This window comes from Mycetocola sp. BIGb0189, assembly GCF_024810155.1.
Classification (GTDB): domain Bacteria; phylum Actinomycetota; class Actinomycetes; order Actinomycetales; family Microbacteriaceae; genus Mycetocola; species Mycetocola lacteus.
Window position 1 is genome coordinate 380012 of sequence record NZ_JANUED010000002.1, and the last position, 16435, is coordinate 396446.

14 protein-coding genes are annotated in these 16435 nt (G+C 65.8%); 4 read left to right on the forward strand and 10 right to left on the reverse strand.

All coding sequences use genetic code 11. The annotated features are described in order from the left end of the window. Positions 1-7 precede the first annotated feature (7 nt). The 10 genes from M2390_RS04135 to gmd all read right to left on the reverse strand — a co-directional run bounded on the left by M2390_RS04135 (position 8) and on the right by gmd (position 12052). Positions 8-841, reverse strand: a complete 834-nt coding sequence (locus M2390_RS04135) for an exopolysaccharide biosynthesis polyprenyl glycosylphosphotransferase (protein ID WP_259177231.1) — start codon at positions 839-841, stop codon at positions 8-10. A gap of 49 nt (positions 842-890) precedes the next feature. Next, a complete protein-coding gene (locus tag M2390_RS04140; RefSeq protein WP_259177232.1) occupies positions 891-1601 on the reverse strand; it encodes a GntR family transcriptional regulator in 711 nt (236 codons plus the stop codon). Between the two features lie 188 nt (positions 1602-1789). Then, a complete protein-coding gene (locus M2390_RS04145) occupies positions 1790-2794 on the reverse strand; it encodes an Ig-like domain-containing protein (RefSeq protein ID WP_259177234.1) in 1005 nt (334 codons plus the stop codon). Between the two features lie 121 nt (positions 2795-2915). Then, the gene (locus M2390_RS04150; protein WP_259177236.1) at positions 2916-5102 is read right to left on the reverse strand and encodes an Ig-like domain-containing protein; all 2187 of its coding nucleotides are present in this window, start codon (positions 5100-5102) and stop codon (positions 2916-2918) included. Positions 5103-5143: 41 nt separating this feature from the next. Then, positions 5144-5809, reverse strand: a complete 666-nt coding sequence (locus tag M2390_RS04155) for a GntR family transcriptional regulator (RefSeq protein ID WP_259177237.1) — start codon at positions 5807-5809, stop codon at positions 5144-5146. Between the two features lie 160 nt (positions 5810-5969). Beyond that, entirely contained in the window at positions 5970-7310 is a 1341-nt protein-coding gene (locus tag M2390_RS04160; RefSeq protein WP_259177238.1) for an Ig-like domain-containing protein, read from the reverse strand. A gap of 21 nt (positions 7311-7331) precedes the next feature. Beyond that, positions 7332-8624, reverse strand: coding sequence for a hypothetical protein (locus tag M2390_RS04165; protein ID WP_259177239.1), 1293 nt, complete (start codon positions 8622-8624; stop codon positions 7332-7334). A gap of 170 nt (positions 8625-8794) precedes the next feature. Continuing rightward, the gene (locus tag M2390_RS04170) at positions 8795-10057 is read right to left on the reverse strand and encodes a hypothetical protein (RefSeq protein ID WP_259177241.1); all 1263 of its coding nucleotides are present in this window, start codon (positions 10055-10057) and stop codon (positions 8795-8797) included. A 3-nt stretch (positions 10058-10060) separates the two neighbouring features. Next, positions 10061-11017: a GDP-L-fucose synthase gene (locus tag M2390_RS04175; RefSeq protein ID WP_259177242.1), complete on the reverse strand. Its 957-nt coding sequence runs from the start codon at positions 11015-11017 to the stop codon at positions 10061-10063. A 6-nt stretch (positions 11018-11023) separates the two neighbouring features. Beyond that, on the reverse strand, positions 11024-12052 hold the full coding sequence (gmd, locus tag M2390_RS04180; RefSeq protein WP_259177243.1) for a GDP-mannose 4,6-dehydratase: 1029 nt from the start codon (positions 12050-12052) through the stop codon (positions 11024-11026). Between the two features lie 162 nt (positions 12053-12214). On the opposite strand from gmd, the gene M2390_RS04185 reads away from it, so the two are divergent. The 4 genes from M2390_RS04185 to M2390_RS04200 are packed head-to-tail and all read left to right on the forward strand — an operon-like array spanning position 12215 to position 16350. Beyond that, complete coding sequence (locus M2390_RS04185) at positions 12215-12979, forward strand: WecB/TagA/CpsF family glycosyltransferase (RefSeq protein ID WP_259177244.1); 765 nt, start codon at positions 12215-12217, stop codon at positions 12977-12979. Next, complete coding sequence (locus M2390_RS04190; protein WP_259177245.1) at positions 12979-14121, forward strand: glycosyltransferase family 4 protein; 1143 nt, start codon at positions 12979-12981, stop codon at positions 14119-14121. The genes M2390_RS04185 and M2390_RS04190 overlap by 1 nt, the downstream gene beginning before the upstream one ends. Then, positions 14118-15527, forward strand: a complete 1410-nt coding sequence (locus M2390_RS04195) for an O-antigen ligase (protein ID WP_259177246.1) — start codon at positions 14118-14120, stop codon at positions 15525-15527. Before M2390_RS04190 ends, M2390_RS04195 begins: the two co-directional genes overlap by 4 nt. Next, positions 15520-16350, forward strand: coding sequence for a glycosyltransferase family 2 protein (locus tag M2390_RS04200; RefSeq protein WP_259177248.1), 831 nt, complete (start codon positions 15520-15522; stop codon positions 16348-16350). Before M2390_RS04195 ends, M2390_RS04200 begins: the two co-directional genes overlap by 8 nt. Positions 16351-16435: the final 85 nt, after the last annotated feature.

The window sequence follows — 16435 nt, forward strand, 5'->3', positions numbered from 1 at the left end:
AGTCTTGTTAGTAGGCACCGCGCGAACCGAGCACCATCGGGACGGTGCGGGCGAGGAGCTTGATATCGAGCGCGAGGGAGCGGTTCTCGACGTAGTGCAGATCCAGGCGTAGGCCCTCGGACCACTCGAGGTCCGAGCGTCCGCTGACCTGCCACAGCCCGGTGATTCCGGGGGAGACCAGCAGACGGCCGTGTGCGTGGGGTTCGTACTGCTCAACCTCGCGGGGGAGCCCGGGGCGCGGGCCCACCAGGCTCATCGATCCGCCCAGCACGTTGAACAGCTGGGGGAGCTCATCGAGGGAGAGGCGGCGCAGAACGCCGCCGACGCGGGTGATGCGCGGGTCCTCCTTGATCTTGAACAGCGGACCGGCACCCTCGTTCAGCGCCATCAGCGAGTCCACCTGCTTCTCGGCACCCACGCTCATGGTGCGGAACTTGATGATCGAGAACTCGGTGCCGTTGAGGCCCACGCGGGTCTGTCGGAAGAAGACCGGGCCACGGCTGTCGAGCTTGACGATCAGCGCGATCACCGCGAGTACGGGGGCCAGTGCGATCAGGCCGCAGATCGACCCGAACAGATCCAGGGCCCGCTTGGCCCAGGTTCCACGTGAGAGGTCGCGCTTGCTGATCGACATTCCGGTCGAGGCGATGATTCGCTCGGCCGCCGAGGCGGCGGTCACCGCGTGTGGAGCGAGGGCCGGGGCGGCCTGGGCGGCGGCTAGGTCTGCCTCATCGTGGGTCGCGGTGATGTCGAGGTGGGTGGATACCAGCCGAGAATGGCTCGGTGCCGGATGGGTGCCGGAGGTAGTGCGCAGCGGGGAGGAGGTGGTGGTCGTGGACATGGGGTCCTTTCGTCGGGAAACCGTGGGTTGAGACAGTGGTGGGAGGGGGTTACGCGTAGTGCGATTCGGTGGGGGTGGTGGCCTGCAGGAGCGGTGCCAGGTGGGTGACATAGTCGAGAACCTGGCGCTTAGCCGAGTCGCGATCGCCGGCGCGGACGGCCTCGGCCAGTCCGCTGAGGCACGCGGTGCGCGGGCGCTCATCTCGGGTGAGATCCACACCGTGGGCGAGCATCACCGGGGAGGTGAAGTACAGGGCCAGCGGGTGCAGAAGCTCAACCAGTACGCGGTTGACCGATCGGCTCCAGGGCGAGAAGGTGATGTCTTCGGCCACCTCGAGGAAGAGCTGAATGTCGGTGTGGGCACCGCGCGGTGCGCCCTCGTGCTGTGCCGCCTCATACTCGGGAGCGGCGATGCGCAGCTCGGTGAGGTCAAAGCGTGAGTCGGTCAGGGCGAGGGCCACCAGGCGGCCGGCCATCACCAGACGGTCGTGCATGTCGGTGGCATCCCAATCGGCAATCTGGGTGTGGCTGTTGCGGGCCACCTCCACAAAGCCGGTCCAGGCGAGGCGGGTGATGGCCTCACGAACGGGGGTACGAGATACGGCGAGCTCATAGGCGAGGTCGTCGACTCGAAGCCGCTCATGCGGGGTAAATCGACCGGAAATGATGTCCGCCAGCAGGCGTTCAAATACGGTGTCGCCAAGGAGCCGCTGCGCGATCGCACCGCGGTGACGAGAGGCACTACGGATTGATTGAATCATCGACTTCTCCACATCTAGTGATCTAATATTTCAGAACATGGAAAGTCTTACATAAATTTAAACTGATCGCAACACCATCTAATATTTCTGTTAGGAAATTTGCGATAAATTCACCACAAGGATGGGCGGAGAAAGGAAAACGCTGGCCGAATCCGCGGGGGATTCGGCCAGCGAGGGGGCGTTCGGTGCTACTTGGCGTTGACGGTGAAGTTCAGCGGGATCGACTTGGCATCCGCTCCGCCCTGATTTTGGATGACATTCAGCTTGTAGCCACCGTTAGCGAGGTCGAAGTTCGCCGTGGCGCTCCAGGTTCCATCGCCGTTGACGGTGGTGTAAGCCACGCCTCGCGTGGTGCCCATGACCGCAATCTTTGCCCCGGCGGTGCCGGTTCCGGTGAAGGTCACCCGCTTGGTGGTGACCGCGTCGCCGGATTTCGGAGAGGTCATCGCCAGCTCGTTGTCCACGGCCTGCTTAACGGTGAAGGCTACGGCCTCCACGGTGGTGGATTCACCGTCGCCACCGGTCTGCTCCACGTTGAGCTTGTAGCCGCCGGCCAGATCGATGGTCGAGGGCGCTTCCCATACGCCGTTGTCCTGCACGGTGGCGGTGGCGACGGTGCGCGAGGTGCCAAAGATGCGAATGGCGGCACCGGGCTCGCCGGTGCCGGCAAACACGGGCTTGGCGGTGGAGATGGTGGCATCGGCGGCGGGGAAGCTGGTTCCCACCGGGTTGATGACCGAGACCGAGTAGTCAAAGCCGACAACCGGGGTGCCAAAGCTCTCCACGGTGACCGAGCCGCCGGTGAGGACGGTGCCCACGGCGACCGAGGCGTCCACCTTGAGGGTCAGCTTCACAAAGCCGCCCCAGCTGTCGAGGTTGGAACCACACTCGGCGGTGAGTCCGTCGGGCGCAATCACGCACTTTGACTTATTGACGGAGACGATCGAGGTCCCCGCGGGGGCAACAATCTTCAGCTTGCCCTGCTGGAGGCCGGGGATGTTGACCGTCTGAATCCCGTTTTCGCCCGGCGGGATGGTCGCGTTGGGCACGGTGGTGTTTGCCCGAGCCGTGGACTGAGTTTCGGCGGCGGGGGCATCGGGGGTGAGCGGGGCCGCAAACGCGGGCTGCGCCATAAACGATCCCAGTGCCACGGTGACAAGTGCGGCGGTGGTGAGTGATTTCTGGAAGGCCATGAAGATCTTACCTTTCGGGTATGAAGTACTCTCCTCCGGTTGGAGGGGAGGGAGGGGCACCGGAATGGCGTTCCGGTGCCCCGTATCGCGCGCAATCCTGGTGGTCGCGGCGAATCCTGTGTTAGTTGGTCCTGATCGTGAAGGTCAGGGCCCCGGTCTTGACCTCACCGGTGTTGGCGTCCTTCTGGGTGATCGACAGGCGGTAGGTGCCGTCGGCGAGATCGAAGGTTCCGGTGGTGGTCCAGTTGCCGTTGATGTCCACGGTGGCGTGGGCTACCGGACGAGTGGTGCCGCTGATTGTGATGTCGGCACCGGGCTCGCCCTTACCGGTGTAGGTCACGCGCTTGGTTGCGATCGTGGAGTTCTGCGCCGGCGTCGTGGCACTCGGTGCGGTTGCGGTGCCGGTGCGAATGCCGAAGTTTGCCACCTCGCGGGTGGGGGCCGCGCCGTTGGTCGGGGTCTGCTCCACGGTCAGTGCGAGCTTGCCCGACAGGTCGATTGTGGCCGGCGCCTCCCAGGTGCCGTCCGCCCTCACCGTGGTGGTGGCAACGGTGCGCGAGGTGCCAAACACACGGATTGCGGCACCGGGCTGTCCGGTGCCCTGAAAGAGCGGACGCGGGGTGTAGACGGCGGTGTTCTGGGCGGGGCTGATGAGCTTCACCGGGGTGGCCGCCGCACTGTAGGCGCGGGTGAATGAGATCGATACGGTCGAGGGGATGGTGCCGGAGGTCTGGACGACCTGGAAGGTGTACTTGCCGTTGGCCAGTGCGATGGTGGAGTCACAGGTCCAGGTGCCGTCGGTCTTGACGGTGGTGGTGCAGATGGACTTGCTGGTGCCCTTGACCTCGATGGTGGCGCCGACGGTTCCGGTTCCGGTGAAGGTGGTCTTCTCGGTGGTCACGGTGCCGTTGTTCGCGGGGGTGGTGACCTGGACGCCCTGACCGAAGTCGATGGTGGCCAGCTGGGTGTCCGAGGTGCCCGTGCCGTAAGCCTGCGAAACGTTCACGGTGCGGTGGCCGTTGCCCTGGAAGGGAACCGCGATCGACCAGGTACCGTTGGTGCCCACGATGGCCGAACCGACGATCTGATTGGCGTCATTGCGGACGTTGATGGTGGCGCCGGGGATGCCGGTGCCGGAGAGCACGTTGTGGTTCACGGTGACGGTGGGCTTGGCTACCTTGTTGCCGACGGTGATCTTGTACTCGGTGCTGGCGATGGTCTTCCCGCTGGCGTCAAGAACCTTGGCGATACCGCCGCTATAGACGGTGCCGGGGGCCACGCCCGCATTGATCGTGAAGGTGAGAATCTTGTCCGCGCCCCAGTTGGGCTGGTGTCCGCAGTCGGCGGTGGTGCCATCCGCCGAGATTACGCAGTAGGGGGAATTGATTGCGGTGAAGGTGGTTCCGGCCGGTGCCACGAACTGCAGGGTGCCGTCGAGGTTCTTGGTGAACTTGACGGTCGCGGTGCCGCTTTCTCCCGCGTTGATTACGGCGTCGGTGGGGACCAGGTTCGAGGTCACGGTGGCCTTGAGGGCGATCGAGTCGCGTACCTGGCCGTCGTAGATGGCCTCGACCTTGCCGTCGGTGAAGGTTCCGGTGTGGGTGCCATCGGACTCGAGGGTCACGGTGCGATCCGCACCCCAGGTATCGGTGTTGACGCCGCAGAGCGCGGTGAGCCCGTCGGGGGAGATGGTGCAGTTCGAGTAGTTGATGGCCTTGATGCGGGTCCCGGTGGGGGCGGTGAACTTCAGCTGGCCAAACAGGTTCTTGGTGAACTTGATGGTGGAGACGCCGGTGAGGCCCTGAACAAATGAGGGCACGCTGGCCGAGGCAAATGCGGTGTTCAGGGTGAAGCCGAAGTCCACACTCTTGGTGATCGAGCCGTCCTTGATGACCTCAACCTTGCCGCCGGTCAGCGCCGCGGGTGCGGTGGTTCCCGGGGTCGCCTGGAGTGAAACCCTGCGGCTCAGTGTCCAGGTGTCGGTGTTTTTGCCGAGGATCGCGGTCTTCCTATCGGCGGAGATGACCGCATCGGTGGTGTCTACCTTGGTGATGATGGTGCCCGCGGGGGCCGTGTACTTAATCTGGCCGGCCACGGTGCCATTGGGGAACGAGACGGTGCCCTCCACGTCGGTCCCGCGGTAGCCGCTGAAGGCGGTCACGGCGATATCGGCGGCCGCCGTCTGATTGTTGGTGGTGGCCTTGGTCGAGGGATCGACCAGGGTTTCGGCGAAGGCGGGCTGCGCGATCAGCGAGCCGAGAGCCACGGTGCAGAGCGCCGCGGCGGTCATGGTTTTACGCACGGACATTGTGTGTGCCTTTCATTCGGATGTGATGGTGATGGTGTGGGTCAGCGGGGTTCGAAGAGTGGGACGAGGGCGTCGAGATAGTCGCTCAGATGGCGCACAGCACCGCCGCGATCCTCGTCTCGCAGGGAGTGGGTGAGTGACGTCAGTGAGGTTGCCCGCATGGCCGCATTCACGGAGAGGGAGATTCCGTGCTGCTGAAGCAGCGGCGAACAGAGGTAGAGCCGAAGCGAGCGGTGCAGCTCATCGAGGATTCGGTTGACCGAACGACTCCATGGGGCGTGGACGATATCCTCGATTAGTCCGAGGTAGCTGCGGGTGTCGCAGCCGGTGGCGAGATCCGCGGGAGTCATGTGGGCGAGTCGGAGGCTGCGCAGCTCGAGGCGTTCATCCTCGAGTGCGAGCAGCGTGAGTTCCCCGCTAACGCGGAGGCGATCGCACATGTCCCCGGTGTTCCAGTTTGTGATCTGGGTGTGGCTGTTGCGGGCCACATCGACAAAGCCGGTCCACGCGAGTCGGGTGATCGCCTCCCGCACCGGAGTGCGGGAAACCGCGAGCTCGCGGGCAATTTCGTCGACCCGTAGGCGCTCATGCGGGGTGAACCGGCCGGACATGATGTCGGCCAACAGTCGCTCGAAGACGCTCTCGCCTAGCAGCTGCTGCGCATGTGCCCCATACTGACGTATTCCGTGTCGAGTGGACCGATCCATGATTTGCTCCCCATCTAGTTATCTAACATTTCACGATAACGTAGGGCTGGGCTGGGGAATTACCGAGGATGAGAAGCTATCTAATATTTATTTATTCCGGGGGCGTCGACGGTGAGGTGGCCGGGGTGCTCGCGGGGAATTCGAGCACCCCGACGTTGTGTTATCGCGTGGCGATGGAGAACGCGTGGGAGATAATCTGGGGCGCGGCGGTCCCGTTCTTCTGCTCCACCGAGAGCACGTAGCGTCCGGCACTCAGATCAAACTGTGCGGGTACACTCCAGGTGCCGTCGGCATTCACCGTGGTGGTGGCCACCGTGCGCGAGGTGCCGAAGACCCGAATCGCGGCCCCCGGATGACCGGTCCCGGTAAAGGTCGGTCGACCCACCGGCTGGGCGGCATCCGAGCTCGGACCGGTGATGGCTACCGGGGTGGTGATGGTGGGAACCGCCTGGGTGAATGACACCGTGGTGGTCGAATCCACCGCGCCGCTGCGCTGGGTGACGGTCAGGTCGTAGCGGCCGTTGGGGAGGGCGAAGGTGGCATCGCAGCTCCAGGTCCCGGTCGCGTTCACCGTGGTGGTGCACACGGTGCGGGTGGTTCCGGCGACGGTGATCCTGGCGCCCGGGACACCGGTGCCGCCAAAGGTTACCGGGTTGGTCGTGTTGGTGGATCCATGTGCGGGGCCGCTCACGGTGGGGGCGACGGTGGCGCCGTCCACGGTCACCGTGAAGGTGGCGGCGCTCAGCAGAACGCCGTTCTTGGTGACCCGGGCCGAACCGCCGGAGAGGACGGTGCCGGGGACGATTGACTCATCCACGCGCAGGGTGAGGCTCAGCGGCATCGTGGGGCTCGCGGTCACATCCGCGCAGGTGGCAGTGCGGCCGTCGGCCGAGATGCTGCAGCGCGGGTTGTTCGATCCGGTGAAGGTGGTGCCCGCGGGGGCCGTGTATACGTGGTCACCGCGCAGGCTCGTGGTGTAGTGGGTATCCAGGGTGCCCTCGGCGCCGGCGTTAATGATCGGGTTGAACAGCTCCAGGCTTGCCTTGACGGTGCCCGAGAAGGCGAAGGAATCCACCCGCTGGCCGCCGCGAAGAATTTCGAAGAGCCCGTCGGTGCGGTTGCCGGGGGTGGTGACGCCATCCCATCCAAATTCGACCCTGGGGCTGCCTGACCAGACGGTGTCGTCCTCGCCACACAGGGCGACGCGGCCGCCGTCGCTGAGCTGGCAGTCCAGGCCGCCGAGGCTTGTGATGGTCATGCCGGTGGGGAGGGTGATGCGTAGCTGGCCGGTCACGGGCTTGGTCAGGCGCGGACCGTTGCTGGTGGTCTTCCCCTGGAATACCGAGAACGAGACCGGCAGGGAGCCAAACGCGGTGTCGGTGGCGGCGGCCTGGGCGGTGGCTGTATCGGGGTTGCTCACCGCGAAGGCCGGTTGTGCCAGCATCGGGGTAAGTGCGGCGGCGCAGAGGGCCGCGGTCGCGAGGGTTTTTCGCATGGTCATTGGCGTGTGCTTTCTGTGGGGCTAGGGGGTGACGGTAAAGAGTACGGAGTCGTGTGACGCGGCGGCACCGTTGGTGGGGTGCTGCTCGACACCGAGCTTCAGGGATCCGCTGAGATCAAACTGGGGAGGAATTTTCCATGCGCCGGAAGAGTCCACGATGGCGGTGCCGATGGTGCGAACCGAGCCAAATACACGCACGGTGGATCCCGGCTCACCGGTTCCCTCAAACAGCGGCCGTCGAGTGGTCACGACGCCGGCGTTGGCGGGGCTGGTGAATTTGACGTCGGCGGCCGAAGCCACTGGTTCGCGGGTGAATGTGACCGTCTGGGTGGAGATGGCGGTGCCGGTCTGGCGTGCGGTCACCGTGTATTTTCCCGGCGATAGCGGGAAGACCGCATCGCAGTTCCAGGTGCCATCATCGCTCACCACGGTTGTGCAGATGGTGCGCGAGGTGCCGGCAACGGTGACCGTAGCCCCCACGGTGCCGACTCCGCTGAAGCTGGCCGGGGTTCCGGTGAGCTTCCCGTTGTGCGCCGGGGAGGTAAGGGCCAGGCCCTCGCCAAAATCCACGGTGACATTGGTGGGTGCCGAGCCGCCCGTGCCCAGCGTCTGAATCAGGCTGAAGATGTGTTTTCCGCGGCCGGCAAAGGGGATGTCGATGCCCCAGAGTCCGTCGCCGCGCACCTCGGTCTGTGCGACCGGAGCGCCCTGGGCGTTGAGCACCGCGATCGTTGCACCGGGGATGCCCGTGCCCCAGATCGAGTTGAGCTGCTGTTCGAATTTTGGGGTGGCCAGGGTGTCGCCCACGGTGACGGCAAAGGTGGCACTGTCGATGACCGTGCCTCCAGGTGCCGCGACGCGGGCGGTTCCGCCGGTCAGCACGGTACCGGTGGGGATCTCGGGGTCGACCGTGATCGTCGCGATAAACGGTTCGAGCCAACGAATCGGGCCGGCGCAGGTGATGGCGGTGCCGCCGGTTGAAATCCGGCAGCGCTCATCGGAGGTCTGGATGAAGCGGGAGCCCCGCGGGGTGCTGAGACTGAGATAGCCGGTGGTGGCATCCTGGAAGCTGACGTTCAGATCGGCGGAAGCGCCAAGCTGAACGGTGCGATTCGACGCCGTCATGTTGGCAGGTGCCGCCGAGGAGGGTGCCGTCGAGGACGGTGCGGCCGGCGCCGGGGTCGCCGGGCTGGGAGCTATGGACGCGCTTGCCGCGGAGGCGAGGGCGGTGGTCGTTGCCGCGAGTGCCGGCTGAGCGAGCAGCGCGGTGAGTGCCGCGGCCGTAAGTGCGGCGGTCGCGAGGGTCTTTCGCATTGGGTAGGTGCCTTCCACGCGGGAGCGTGCAGGGACTTTCCCCCGTATCACACTCCCCATCTAGTCGCCTGATATTTCAAGCACTGTCGAGTGTGCCAAAGAGCCCGTCCAAATGCAACAACATCTAATATTTAAAGGAAAGGTGTGGGAAAACCGGGCCGGTAGCGCGCTCAGACACGCCGAGCCTCCGGTGCTGCGTCTCGCGCTCGCACCGGACGCCAGCACGCCAAGCTAAAGATTCCCGGCAGGATAAGCCACGGCAGTCCGGCGGCCATAATCGCCGTGTCCAGGGTGGCCAAACCGGTCCCAAAGAGCAGGATAAACGTGGCCAGCGAGCCAACAATGGTGATGATACGCAGGGCAAAGAGCCCGTGGCTCGAATGGCGATAGCGCAGGAAGGTGGACAGCACCGAGGAGGCACCCAGGATGCCGATCAGCAGCGAGGACGCCAGCGCGAGCCGCGCGGCCTGGGCCCACACCTCCTGGTGAAGGAGTGCGGCGAGCCAGCCGCCGGCGAACATCGCGACCGTGCCGTACAGGGCGCCGGTGGCGACAAACGCGGCGATCATGACCGCCGGTTCCCCGAGCGAGGATCTCCGAGCATCCAGGGCTGAATCTCGCTCAAATCCGCGGGCGGACGCGCGTAAACGGCGCACCAGGAAGGGAGAGCTCGCGGTCTGGAGGAGCTGCAGCGGACCCACAAACAGTGACACCGAGGTGCGGAATGCGCCCGCCAGCTCGGGAGAGCCCAGCGCGCCGGCGAGGAACACAAATCCGTTCACGGTGGAGGCCATCAGCAGGGAATCCAGGGTGAGAAACGGGATGTCCCTGCCGAATTTGCGCCAGTAGCCGCGGATGCGCAGCGAGCCCGAGTGCGGCTGCGCGAGCAGGGAAACTGCCGTGCCGACGCCGTAGGCGAGGGCCATCGTCGCGGGCACCACAATCTCGGTGGGGGTGCCGGTGAAGGCGGTGAGCAGGCCGAGCACCAGGATTCCGAACATCACCGCATCGCTGCGAATGACCCGGGTAAACGCCCCGAGCGAGAGGTCGATGGTGCGTGCCAGATCGTAGAGACAGTAGGTAATCGTGGCGAGCCCCACCAGGATCCCGGCGGCCGGCATGCCCACCGAGAATCCCACCAGGGCGGGAATGACCCCCGCCAGGGAGGAGGTGAGCGCGGTCAGAATGAGGGCGGGGCGTCGGGCCCAGAGGATCCCCTCGGTATCTCCGGACAGGAATACCAGGATTGGGATTGAGCCCACGCCGCGCACAAACGCGACCACGATGAAAAATGCCGACAGGATGATCGCGACCCGCCCCCAGGCGTCGGGGGCCATCGCCAGGGTGCCCACGAGGGTGACCACCATTCCGGCGATACTGTAAAGCCCCTGGGCACCAATCGGTGCGGCGAGTGAGCGAATCTTCCCCATCATGGGCTAACCTCGCAGATCGCCGCGGTGCGCGCGGTACCACGCCACGGTGCGGGTGATGCCCTCGGCGAGAGACACCTGCGGGGCCCATCCGGTGGCGGTGATCCGGGAGATGTCGAGCAGCTTCTGCGGGGTGCCGTCGGGCTTGGTGGTGTCCCACTCGGTGTCGCCCGCATAGCCGGTGGCGGCGGCGATCGCGGCGGCCAGTTCGGCAATCGAGACGTCTTCGCCCACGCCCACGTTGACGTGTTCGGGGGCATCGTAGGTGTTCAGCAGGTGCACGCAGGCGGCGGCCATATCGTCCACGTGCAGTAGCTCGCGGCGCGGGGTTCCGGTGCCCCAGTTGGTGACCGAGGGGGCGCCGGTTTCGGCGGCCTCGGCGTAGCGCCGGATCATCGCCGGGACCACGTGCGAACCGGTCGGGGAGAAGTTGTCCCCGGGGCCATAGAGGTTGGTGGGCATGGCCGAGATCCACTTCAGCCCGTACTGGCGGCGCACGGCCTGGACCTGGATGATGCCGGCGATCTTGGCGATCGCATAGGCGTCGTTGGTCTCCTCGAGGTGTCCGGTCAGCAGCGAATCCTCCCGGATGGGCTGAGGCGCGAACTTCGGGTAGATGCAGGACGAGCCCAGGAAGAGGAGTCGTTCGATGCCCACCTCGGCGGCGGCGTCCATCACGTTGACCTGAATCTGCAGGTTTTCGGAGAGGAAGTCGGCCGGATAGGTGTTATTGGCGTGGATACCGCCCACCTTGGCGGCGGCGAGGATCACCACGTCGGGGCGCTCCACCGAGAGGAATTCGAAGACGGCACCGCGATCGCGCAGATCCAGCTCGCTCGAGGATCGTCCAATCAGGTGGGTGTGCCCGAGGGATTCCAGGTGTCGCCAGATGGCGGAGCCCACCAGGCCTCGATGGCCGGCCACGAAGATGCGGGTTTCGGGGGTCAGGGTCAGGGAGGTCATCGGGGATTACTTCTTCCAGCTTGCGAGGTTGACGGTGTCGATCCAGTTCTTGCCCGGGTGGTTCAGCGCCTCGATATCGGCGTCCACCATCAGGCGGGCCAGGTCATCCGGGCGCACGGTGGCTTCCCAGCCCAGCTTTTCGCGAGCCTTGGAGGCGTCGCCAACCAGGGCGTCCACCTCGGAGGGGCGCAGGTAGCGCTCGTCGAACTTGACGTGGTCCTCCCAGTTGAGGCCCGCGTGGCTGAAGGAGATCTCCAGGAAATCCTTGACCGTGTAGTCCACACCGGTGGCCAGCACGAAGTCCTCGGGCTCGTCCACCTGTAGCATCCGCCACATGCCCTCGACGTACTCTGCGGCGTAACCCCAGTCACGCACGGCGTCGAGGTTACCCATATAGAGGTGCTCCTGGGTGCCGGCCTTGATCGCGGCCACGGCACGGGTGATCTTGCGGGTCACGAAGGTCTCGCCACGACGGGGCGACTCGTGGTTGAACAGCACGCCGTTCACGGCGAACATGCCGTAGGCCTCGCGGTAGTTCTTGGTGATCCAGTAGGAGTACATCTTGGCCACGCCGTAGGGGGAGCGGGGGTGGAACGGGGTGGACTCGCTCTGCGGCGGCGGGGTCGCGCCATACAGTTCCGAGGAGGAGGCCTGGTAGAAGCGGGTGTCGATGCCGGACATGCGCACGGCCTCCAGCAGACGGACGGTTCCGGTGCCGGTGGCATCCGCGGTGTGCTCGGGCTCATCGAAGGAGACGCGCACGTGGGACTGGGCGGCCAGGTTGTAGACCTCGTGGGGCTTGATCTGCGAGAGCAGCGTAACCAGTCGGCCTCCGTCGCGCAGGTCGCCATAGTGCAGGAAGAGCTTGGCGTCCTCGTTGTGCGGGTCGGTGTAGAGGTGATCGATGCGCGAGGTGTTGAAGGTGGATGCTCGGCGAATCAGGCCGTGGACTTCATAGCCCTTGGAGAGCAGGAGCTCGGCGAGGTAGGAGCCGTCCTGGCCGGTGATGCCGGTGATAAATGCGCGCTTGGTCATTGCTGTTCCTTTTGTTAGGGGTTCGGGATTCGCCGGAGTAGTACGGGTGGCGAGGCGAGGGAAGATCTTGTCGACCCTCTTGATGTTTCAGCATGTCTTGTGCTTTACTACTAATATATTAGATGGTAACCCGAAATGTCCACTCAAGTTTGGAAAAAAATTATGAGCCTGCAAAACATCACCACCACGGCCATCGCCGGACTGCCGGTTTGCGCCATCGCACCCGAGGCTGCATCCACCGCCGTGTGTGAGGCCGCCGCCAAGCATGAGGCCGCCGACATTCACCTGGCCAACGCGTTTGTGGTTTCCCTCGCGCATCAGGATGAGCGCTATCACGACCTGCTCGCGCAGAGCGCGGCCATTTTCCCCGACGGAAAGCCGCTCACGTGGGCGTCGCGCATTAAGAGGGGCAACAACCTCTCGCAGGTGCGCGGACCGTCACTGTTTGAAAACGTGATCAGCGAGGGTCGGGCCACGGGGCTCCGCCACTTCTTCCTGGGGAACACCCCCGAAACCCTGGCCATGCTGACCGCCGAGCTTGAACACCGCTACCCGGGCATGATCGTCGCCGGCGTGCACAGCCCGCCCTTCCGCGCGCTGAGTGAAACCGAGCTGGCCGCCCAGGATGAGCTGATCCGCCAGACCCGTCCGGACATCGTCTGGGTGGGCCTCGGTACCCCCAAGCAGGATGCCGAAGCCCGCCGCGTGGCCGAGGAGCTGGGCCTGGTCGCCATCGCGATCGGTGCGGCCTTCGACTTCATTGCCGGCACCAAGAAGGAGGCCCCGGAGATCCTGAGCAAGCTCGGCCTGGAATGGGTCTTCCGCTTCGCCTCGGAGCCGCGCCGGCTGTGGCGTCGCTACCTGATCGGCAACCTGGTGTTTTCCTGGGCCGTGCTGAAGCCCCGCGCAAAACGGGTCGCGGCGTAATGAGTACCGCACAGCCCGAAACCGTGGACGGTCGGCACAGCCGCGTCATGGTCATCAGCCAGCTGCCGCCGCCCCTGCACGGCAGCACCCTGATGACCGCCCGACTGCTCGATATCCTCGCCCAGAGCGGCTGGATTACCCGGCTGGTGGATCGCCGCTTCAGCCAGGACATCGGTCAGGTGGGGGAGGCCTCGGCGCGCAAGATTTTGCTGGCCATCGGCCTGTGGTGGCGCACCCTGTGGACCACGCTCACCTGGAAGCCGCGCGCGGTTGTGTTCTTCGCCACGACCCGCACCGGATCGTTCCTGGTCGACTGGGTCGTCTCCGAAATTCTGCGTCTGTGCGGTGCCCGAACCGTCCTCTATATCCACACCGTGGGGTTCCGGGACCTGGCCGCCCGCGGCGCACTCTGGAACTTTTTTGTCCGCCGCATGCTCGGGTCCGCGCACCGCATCGTGACCCTCGGGCCGACCCTGGTCGCCGATGTGGCCCCGTTTGTCGCCCAGCCCGAGTCCACCGTGGTGTGCATCGCCAACACCCCGACCGGCCTGCCGGACGCACTCGCGCCGCGGCTGCCCACCTCCCGCAACGTACTTTTTCTCTCCAACATCATTCCCGGAAAGGGGGCCGACGTGTTTGTTTCCATCGCACTGGCCCTGTTCCGCGACCGCGACCGTGCCACCTTCGCCCTGGCCGGACCCGCCGGAGACGCGGCCCTGGCCGAGAACATCGACGCCCGCATCGGCGAGGTCGACGCCTCCCACGCCATCACCCGGCTGGGCGCGGTGGCGGGGGAGACCAAGTGGGATGCGCTGACCGGTGCCACCTGCCTGGCCTTCACTTCCGAGCTGATCGAGGCGCAGCCCCTGACCATCATCGAGGCCATGGCCTGCGGGATCCCCGTGGTCGCCTTCCGCGTGGGCGGCATTCCCGACCTGATCGAGGACGGCGTCACCGGCTTCCTGGTGGACGCCGGCGACACCGCCACATTCGAGGCGCGCGTCCGCACCCTGCTGAATGACGCCGTCCTGCGCGAGCGGATGGCTCGCGCCGCCCGTACCCGGTTCGAACAGAACTTCTCCGAGCTGGCCTTCGCCGGATCCTGGACCGCGGTCCTCAGCGAAACGGGTGAGATGCGATGAGCGCCACGACCTCGCGCCGGATCCGCCCGCTGCGCCCGGCACTCCCGTTGGGAAAGGCCCGGGTCATCAACCACGGCGCCGTCCAGATTGCCGCGCCCGCAGCCTCCGCTCCCGTTTCGCCCGCCGTTTCGGCCGAGGTCGTCCCCGCGCTGCCGAAGGCACGCACCCCCTGGATCGTGCTGCTCGCCTGCGCGATTGCCGCGCTGATCAATATCCCCGCTGCCTGGGCGGTTGGTCCGGTCAATGCCTCGGCCGCAATCACGCTGCTGGTCGCGGTGGGCTTCATCGCCTGCATCCCGCTGCTGCTGCGTCGTCCCACCCGGGACCGGCGACTACGCGGAGCAACGGTATTAGGTTCCGCCGGAACGCTGCATTCGGCCCGTTCCGTCGCGGCCACCCGTCGCGCTCGGGTGCTGCCCATTTCGCTCGGGCTCTTCCTGGTCTATGCCGGCGGTCGACTCATGATGGACCCGGCAATCGAGGGCATCCAGAACGTCGCCGTCTTCACCATGTTTATCCTGGGGATCGCGTTTGCCGCTCAGGGCGTGACCCTGGAGCGCGCGGCACGTGCGCTCCAGGCGCTGCGCTGGACCGGCGTGATCGTGGCGACTCTCTACTTTGTCACCCTGGCGATCGGGACTCAGCTCTACACCGCGCGTGCGCTGGCCCTGAGCGCCCTGATCCTGCTGGCCCCAGCCATCGCCATGCCCGCGAGCGGCCTGATCATGCGGCTCTCGCCATTCCTGATCACCGGAGCCATCGTCTCCAGCCTCTCCCGCACCGCCTCGGTCATCGCCGTGACCCTGTTCGCCTTCTTTGTGGTGCGCCTGCGCCGCGGCAACCGGCTGCTGCTGGCGATCATCACGCTGAGCATCGCGCTGGTCGGCGTCTGGCTGCTGGTCACCACCTATGAGCCGCTGCGCGAACGCTTCCTCGAGGGGGACAACGCCGCAGACTTTGGGGGGCTAACCATCAACACCTCGGGCCGCTCGGTGCTCTGGGAAATGACCCTGGACAGCGCCGCACAGAGCCCCATTATCGGCAACGGTGCGGGCAGCGCGAGTGCGCTGATCTCCGCCCACTTCACCAACATCTCCCATCCGCACAACGAGTACCTGCGCCTCTATCACGACTACGGCGTGATCGGCCTGGCCCTGTTTGTCTGGGGCTTCGCCGCGCTGCTCGGGCGGGTTGGCCGTCGCGCCGCCCACTCCGATAACCCGATCCACTGGGCCGCGCTGATCGCGATGGTTGCCGTGGCGCTGGCCGCCACCACCGACAACGTCATCATCTACCCCTTTGTCATGCTCCCGCTGGGCGCCCTCGTGGGCCTATCCCTCGGCCTCCCCGGAGAGGTCGCCGTGTCCACCCCCAACCCGAAGAAACGAGTACCCGCCCGTGTCTAACACCCCCAAAATCTCCGTCATCATGGCCGCCTATAACAACGAGGCCACGATCGGCGCCGCCCTGGAATCCCTGCTGGTGCAGACCATGCCGGACTTCGAAATCGTCGTGTTTGACGACGGATCGAGTGATCGCAGCGGCCTGATCGCCTGCGAGCTCAACGACCCCCGGATCCGCGTGATCGGCCTGGGCCGCAACGTGGGCCGGGCCGCCGCCCGAGACCACGCGATCCGCGCCGCCCGCGCCGAGATCATCGCGATTGCCGACGCCGACGACGCCTCGCTGCCCACCCGCCTCGAGGACCACCTGGCGATCTTCGCCGCCCATCCCGAAGCAAACGTGACCTACGGCCAGATCACCTCGGTACTGCCCGACGGCACCCCGCACAATGCGCTGCGCTTCCCCGAAACCTCCGCCGAGGTGGATGCGCAGATCCGCCGCGGCCGGATGCCCGTGCCGCACACCGCCTCGGCCTTCACTCGCGAGTGGTACCTGGCCAGCGGCGGGTACGACGGCAGCATCCGCTGGTGTGAGGACTACGACCTGTTCGCCCGCGCCTGGACCCCCGGGGCGTATGTGCCTGGCACCCGCGTGGGAGCCCGCTACACGATTGCCTCGCGCTTTCCCTCCTGGCGGTACTGGTGGGAAAACGAGCGTCACCTGCGCGCGATCAATGCCCGGATCCAGGCGGTGGGCCGCCCCGCCGCCGGTGACGAACCGTTCTCCCCGTTCCTGCAGCGCAACTCGCGCGGCATGGTGCGAGCGATCGAACTGTTCCGCTACGTCGCCGTCCGCCTGCGCGACACCCTGCGCGGCACCCACTAGAGCGCCGACACCCGCGATTCAGGTCGCCCACCACCCCATCTTTTCCCCCGAATTACCCAAAGGACATCCCGAACATGAATACCCC

What these genes read in the sequence shown, in the direction of transcription:
- M2390_RS04160 (WP_259177238.1), bottom strand. Translation starts at nt 7,310, where the DNA reads ATGACCATGCGAAAAACCCTCGCGACCGCGGCCCTCTGCGCCGCCGCA.
- M2390_RS04145 (WP_259177234.1), bottom strand. Translation starts at nt 2,794, where the DNA reads ATGGCCTTCCAGAAATCACTCACCACCGCCGCACTTGTCACCGTGGCA.
- M2390_RS04150 (WP_259177236.1), bottom strand. Translation starts at nt 5,102, where the DNA reads ATGTCCGTGCGTAAAACCATGACCGCCGCGGCGCTCTGCACCGTGGCT.
- M2390_RS04195 (WP_259177246.1), top strand. Translation starts at nt 14,118, where the DNA reads ATGAGCGCCACGACCTCGCGCCGGATCCGCCCGCTGCGCCCGGCACTC.
- M2390_RS04165 (WP_259177239.1), bottom strand. Translation starts at nt 8,624, where the DNA reads ATGCGAAAGACCCTCGCGACCGCCGCACTTACGGCCGCGGCACTCACC.
- M2390_RS04175 (WP_259177242.1), bottom strand. Translation starts at nt 11,017, where the DNA reads ATGACCTCCCTGACCCTGACCCCCGAAACCCGCATCTTCGTGGCCGGC.
- M2390_RS04185 (WP_259177244.1), top strand. Translation starts at nt 12,215, where the DNA reads ATGAGCCTGCAAAACATCACCACCACGGCCATCGCCGGACTGCCGGTT.
- M2390_RS04190 (WP_259177245.1), top strand. Translation starts at nt 12,979, where the DNA reads ATGAGTACCGCACAGCCCGAAACCGTGGACGGTCGGCACAGCCGCGTC.
- M2390_RS04155 (WP_259177237.1), bottom strand. Translation starts at nt 5,809, where the DNA reads ATGGATCGGTCCACTCGACACGGAATACGTCAGTATGGGGCACATGCG.
- M2390_RS04135 (WP_259177231.1), bottom strand. Translation starts at nt 841, where the DNA reads ATGTCCACGACCACCACCTCCTCCCCGCTGCGCACTACCTCCGGCACC.
- gmd (WP_259177243.1), bottom strand. Translation starts at nt 12,052, where the DNA reads ATGACCAAGCGCGCATTTATCACCGGCATCACCGGCCAGGACGGCTCC.
- M2390_RS04140 (WP_259177232.1), bottom strand. Translation starts at nt 1,601, where the DNA reads ATGATTCAATCAATCCGTAGTGCCTCTCGTCACCGCGGTGCGATCGCG.
- M2390_RS04170 (WP_259177241.1), bottom strand. Translation starts at nt 10,057, where the DNA reads ATGATGGGGAAGATTCGCTCACTCGCCGCACCGATTGGTGCCCAGGGG.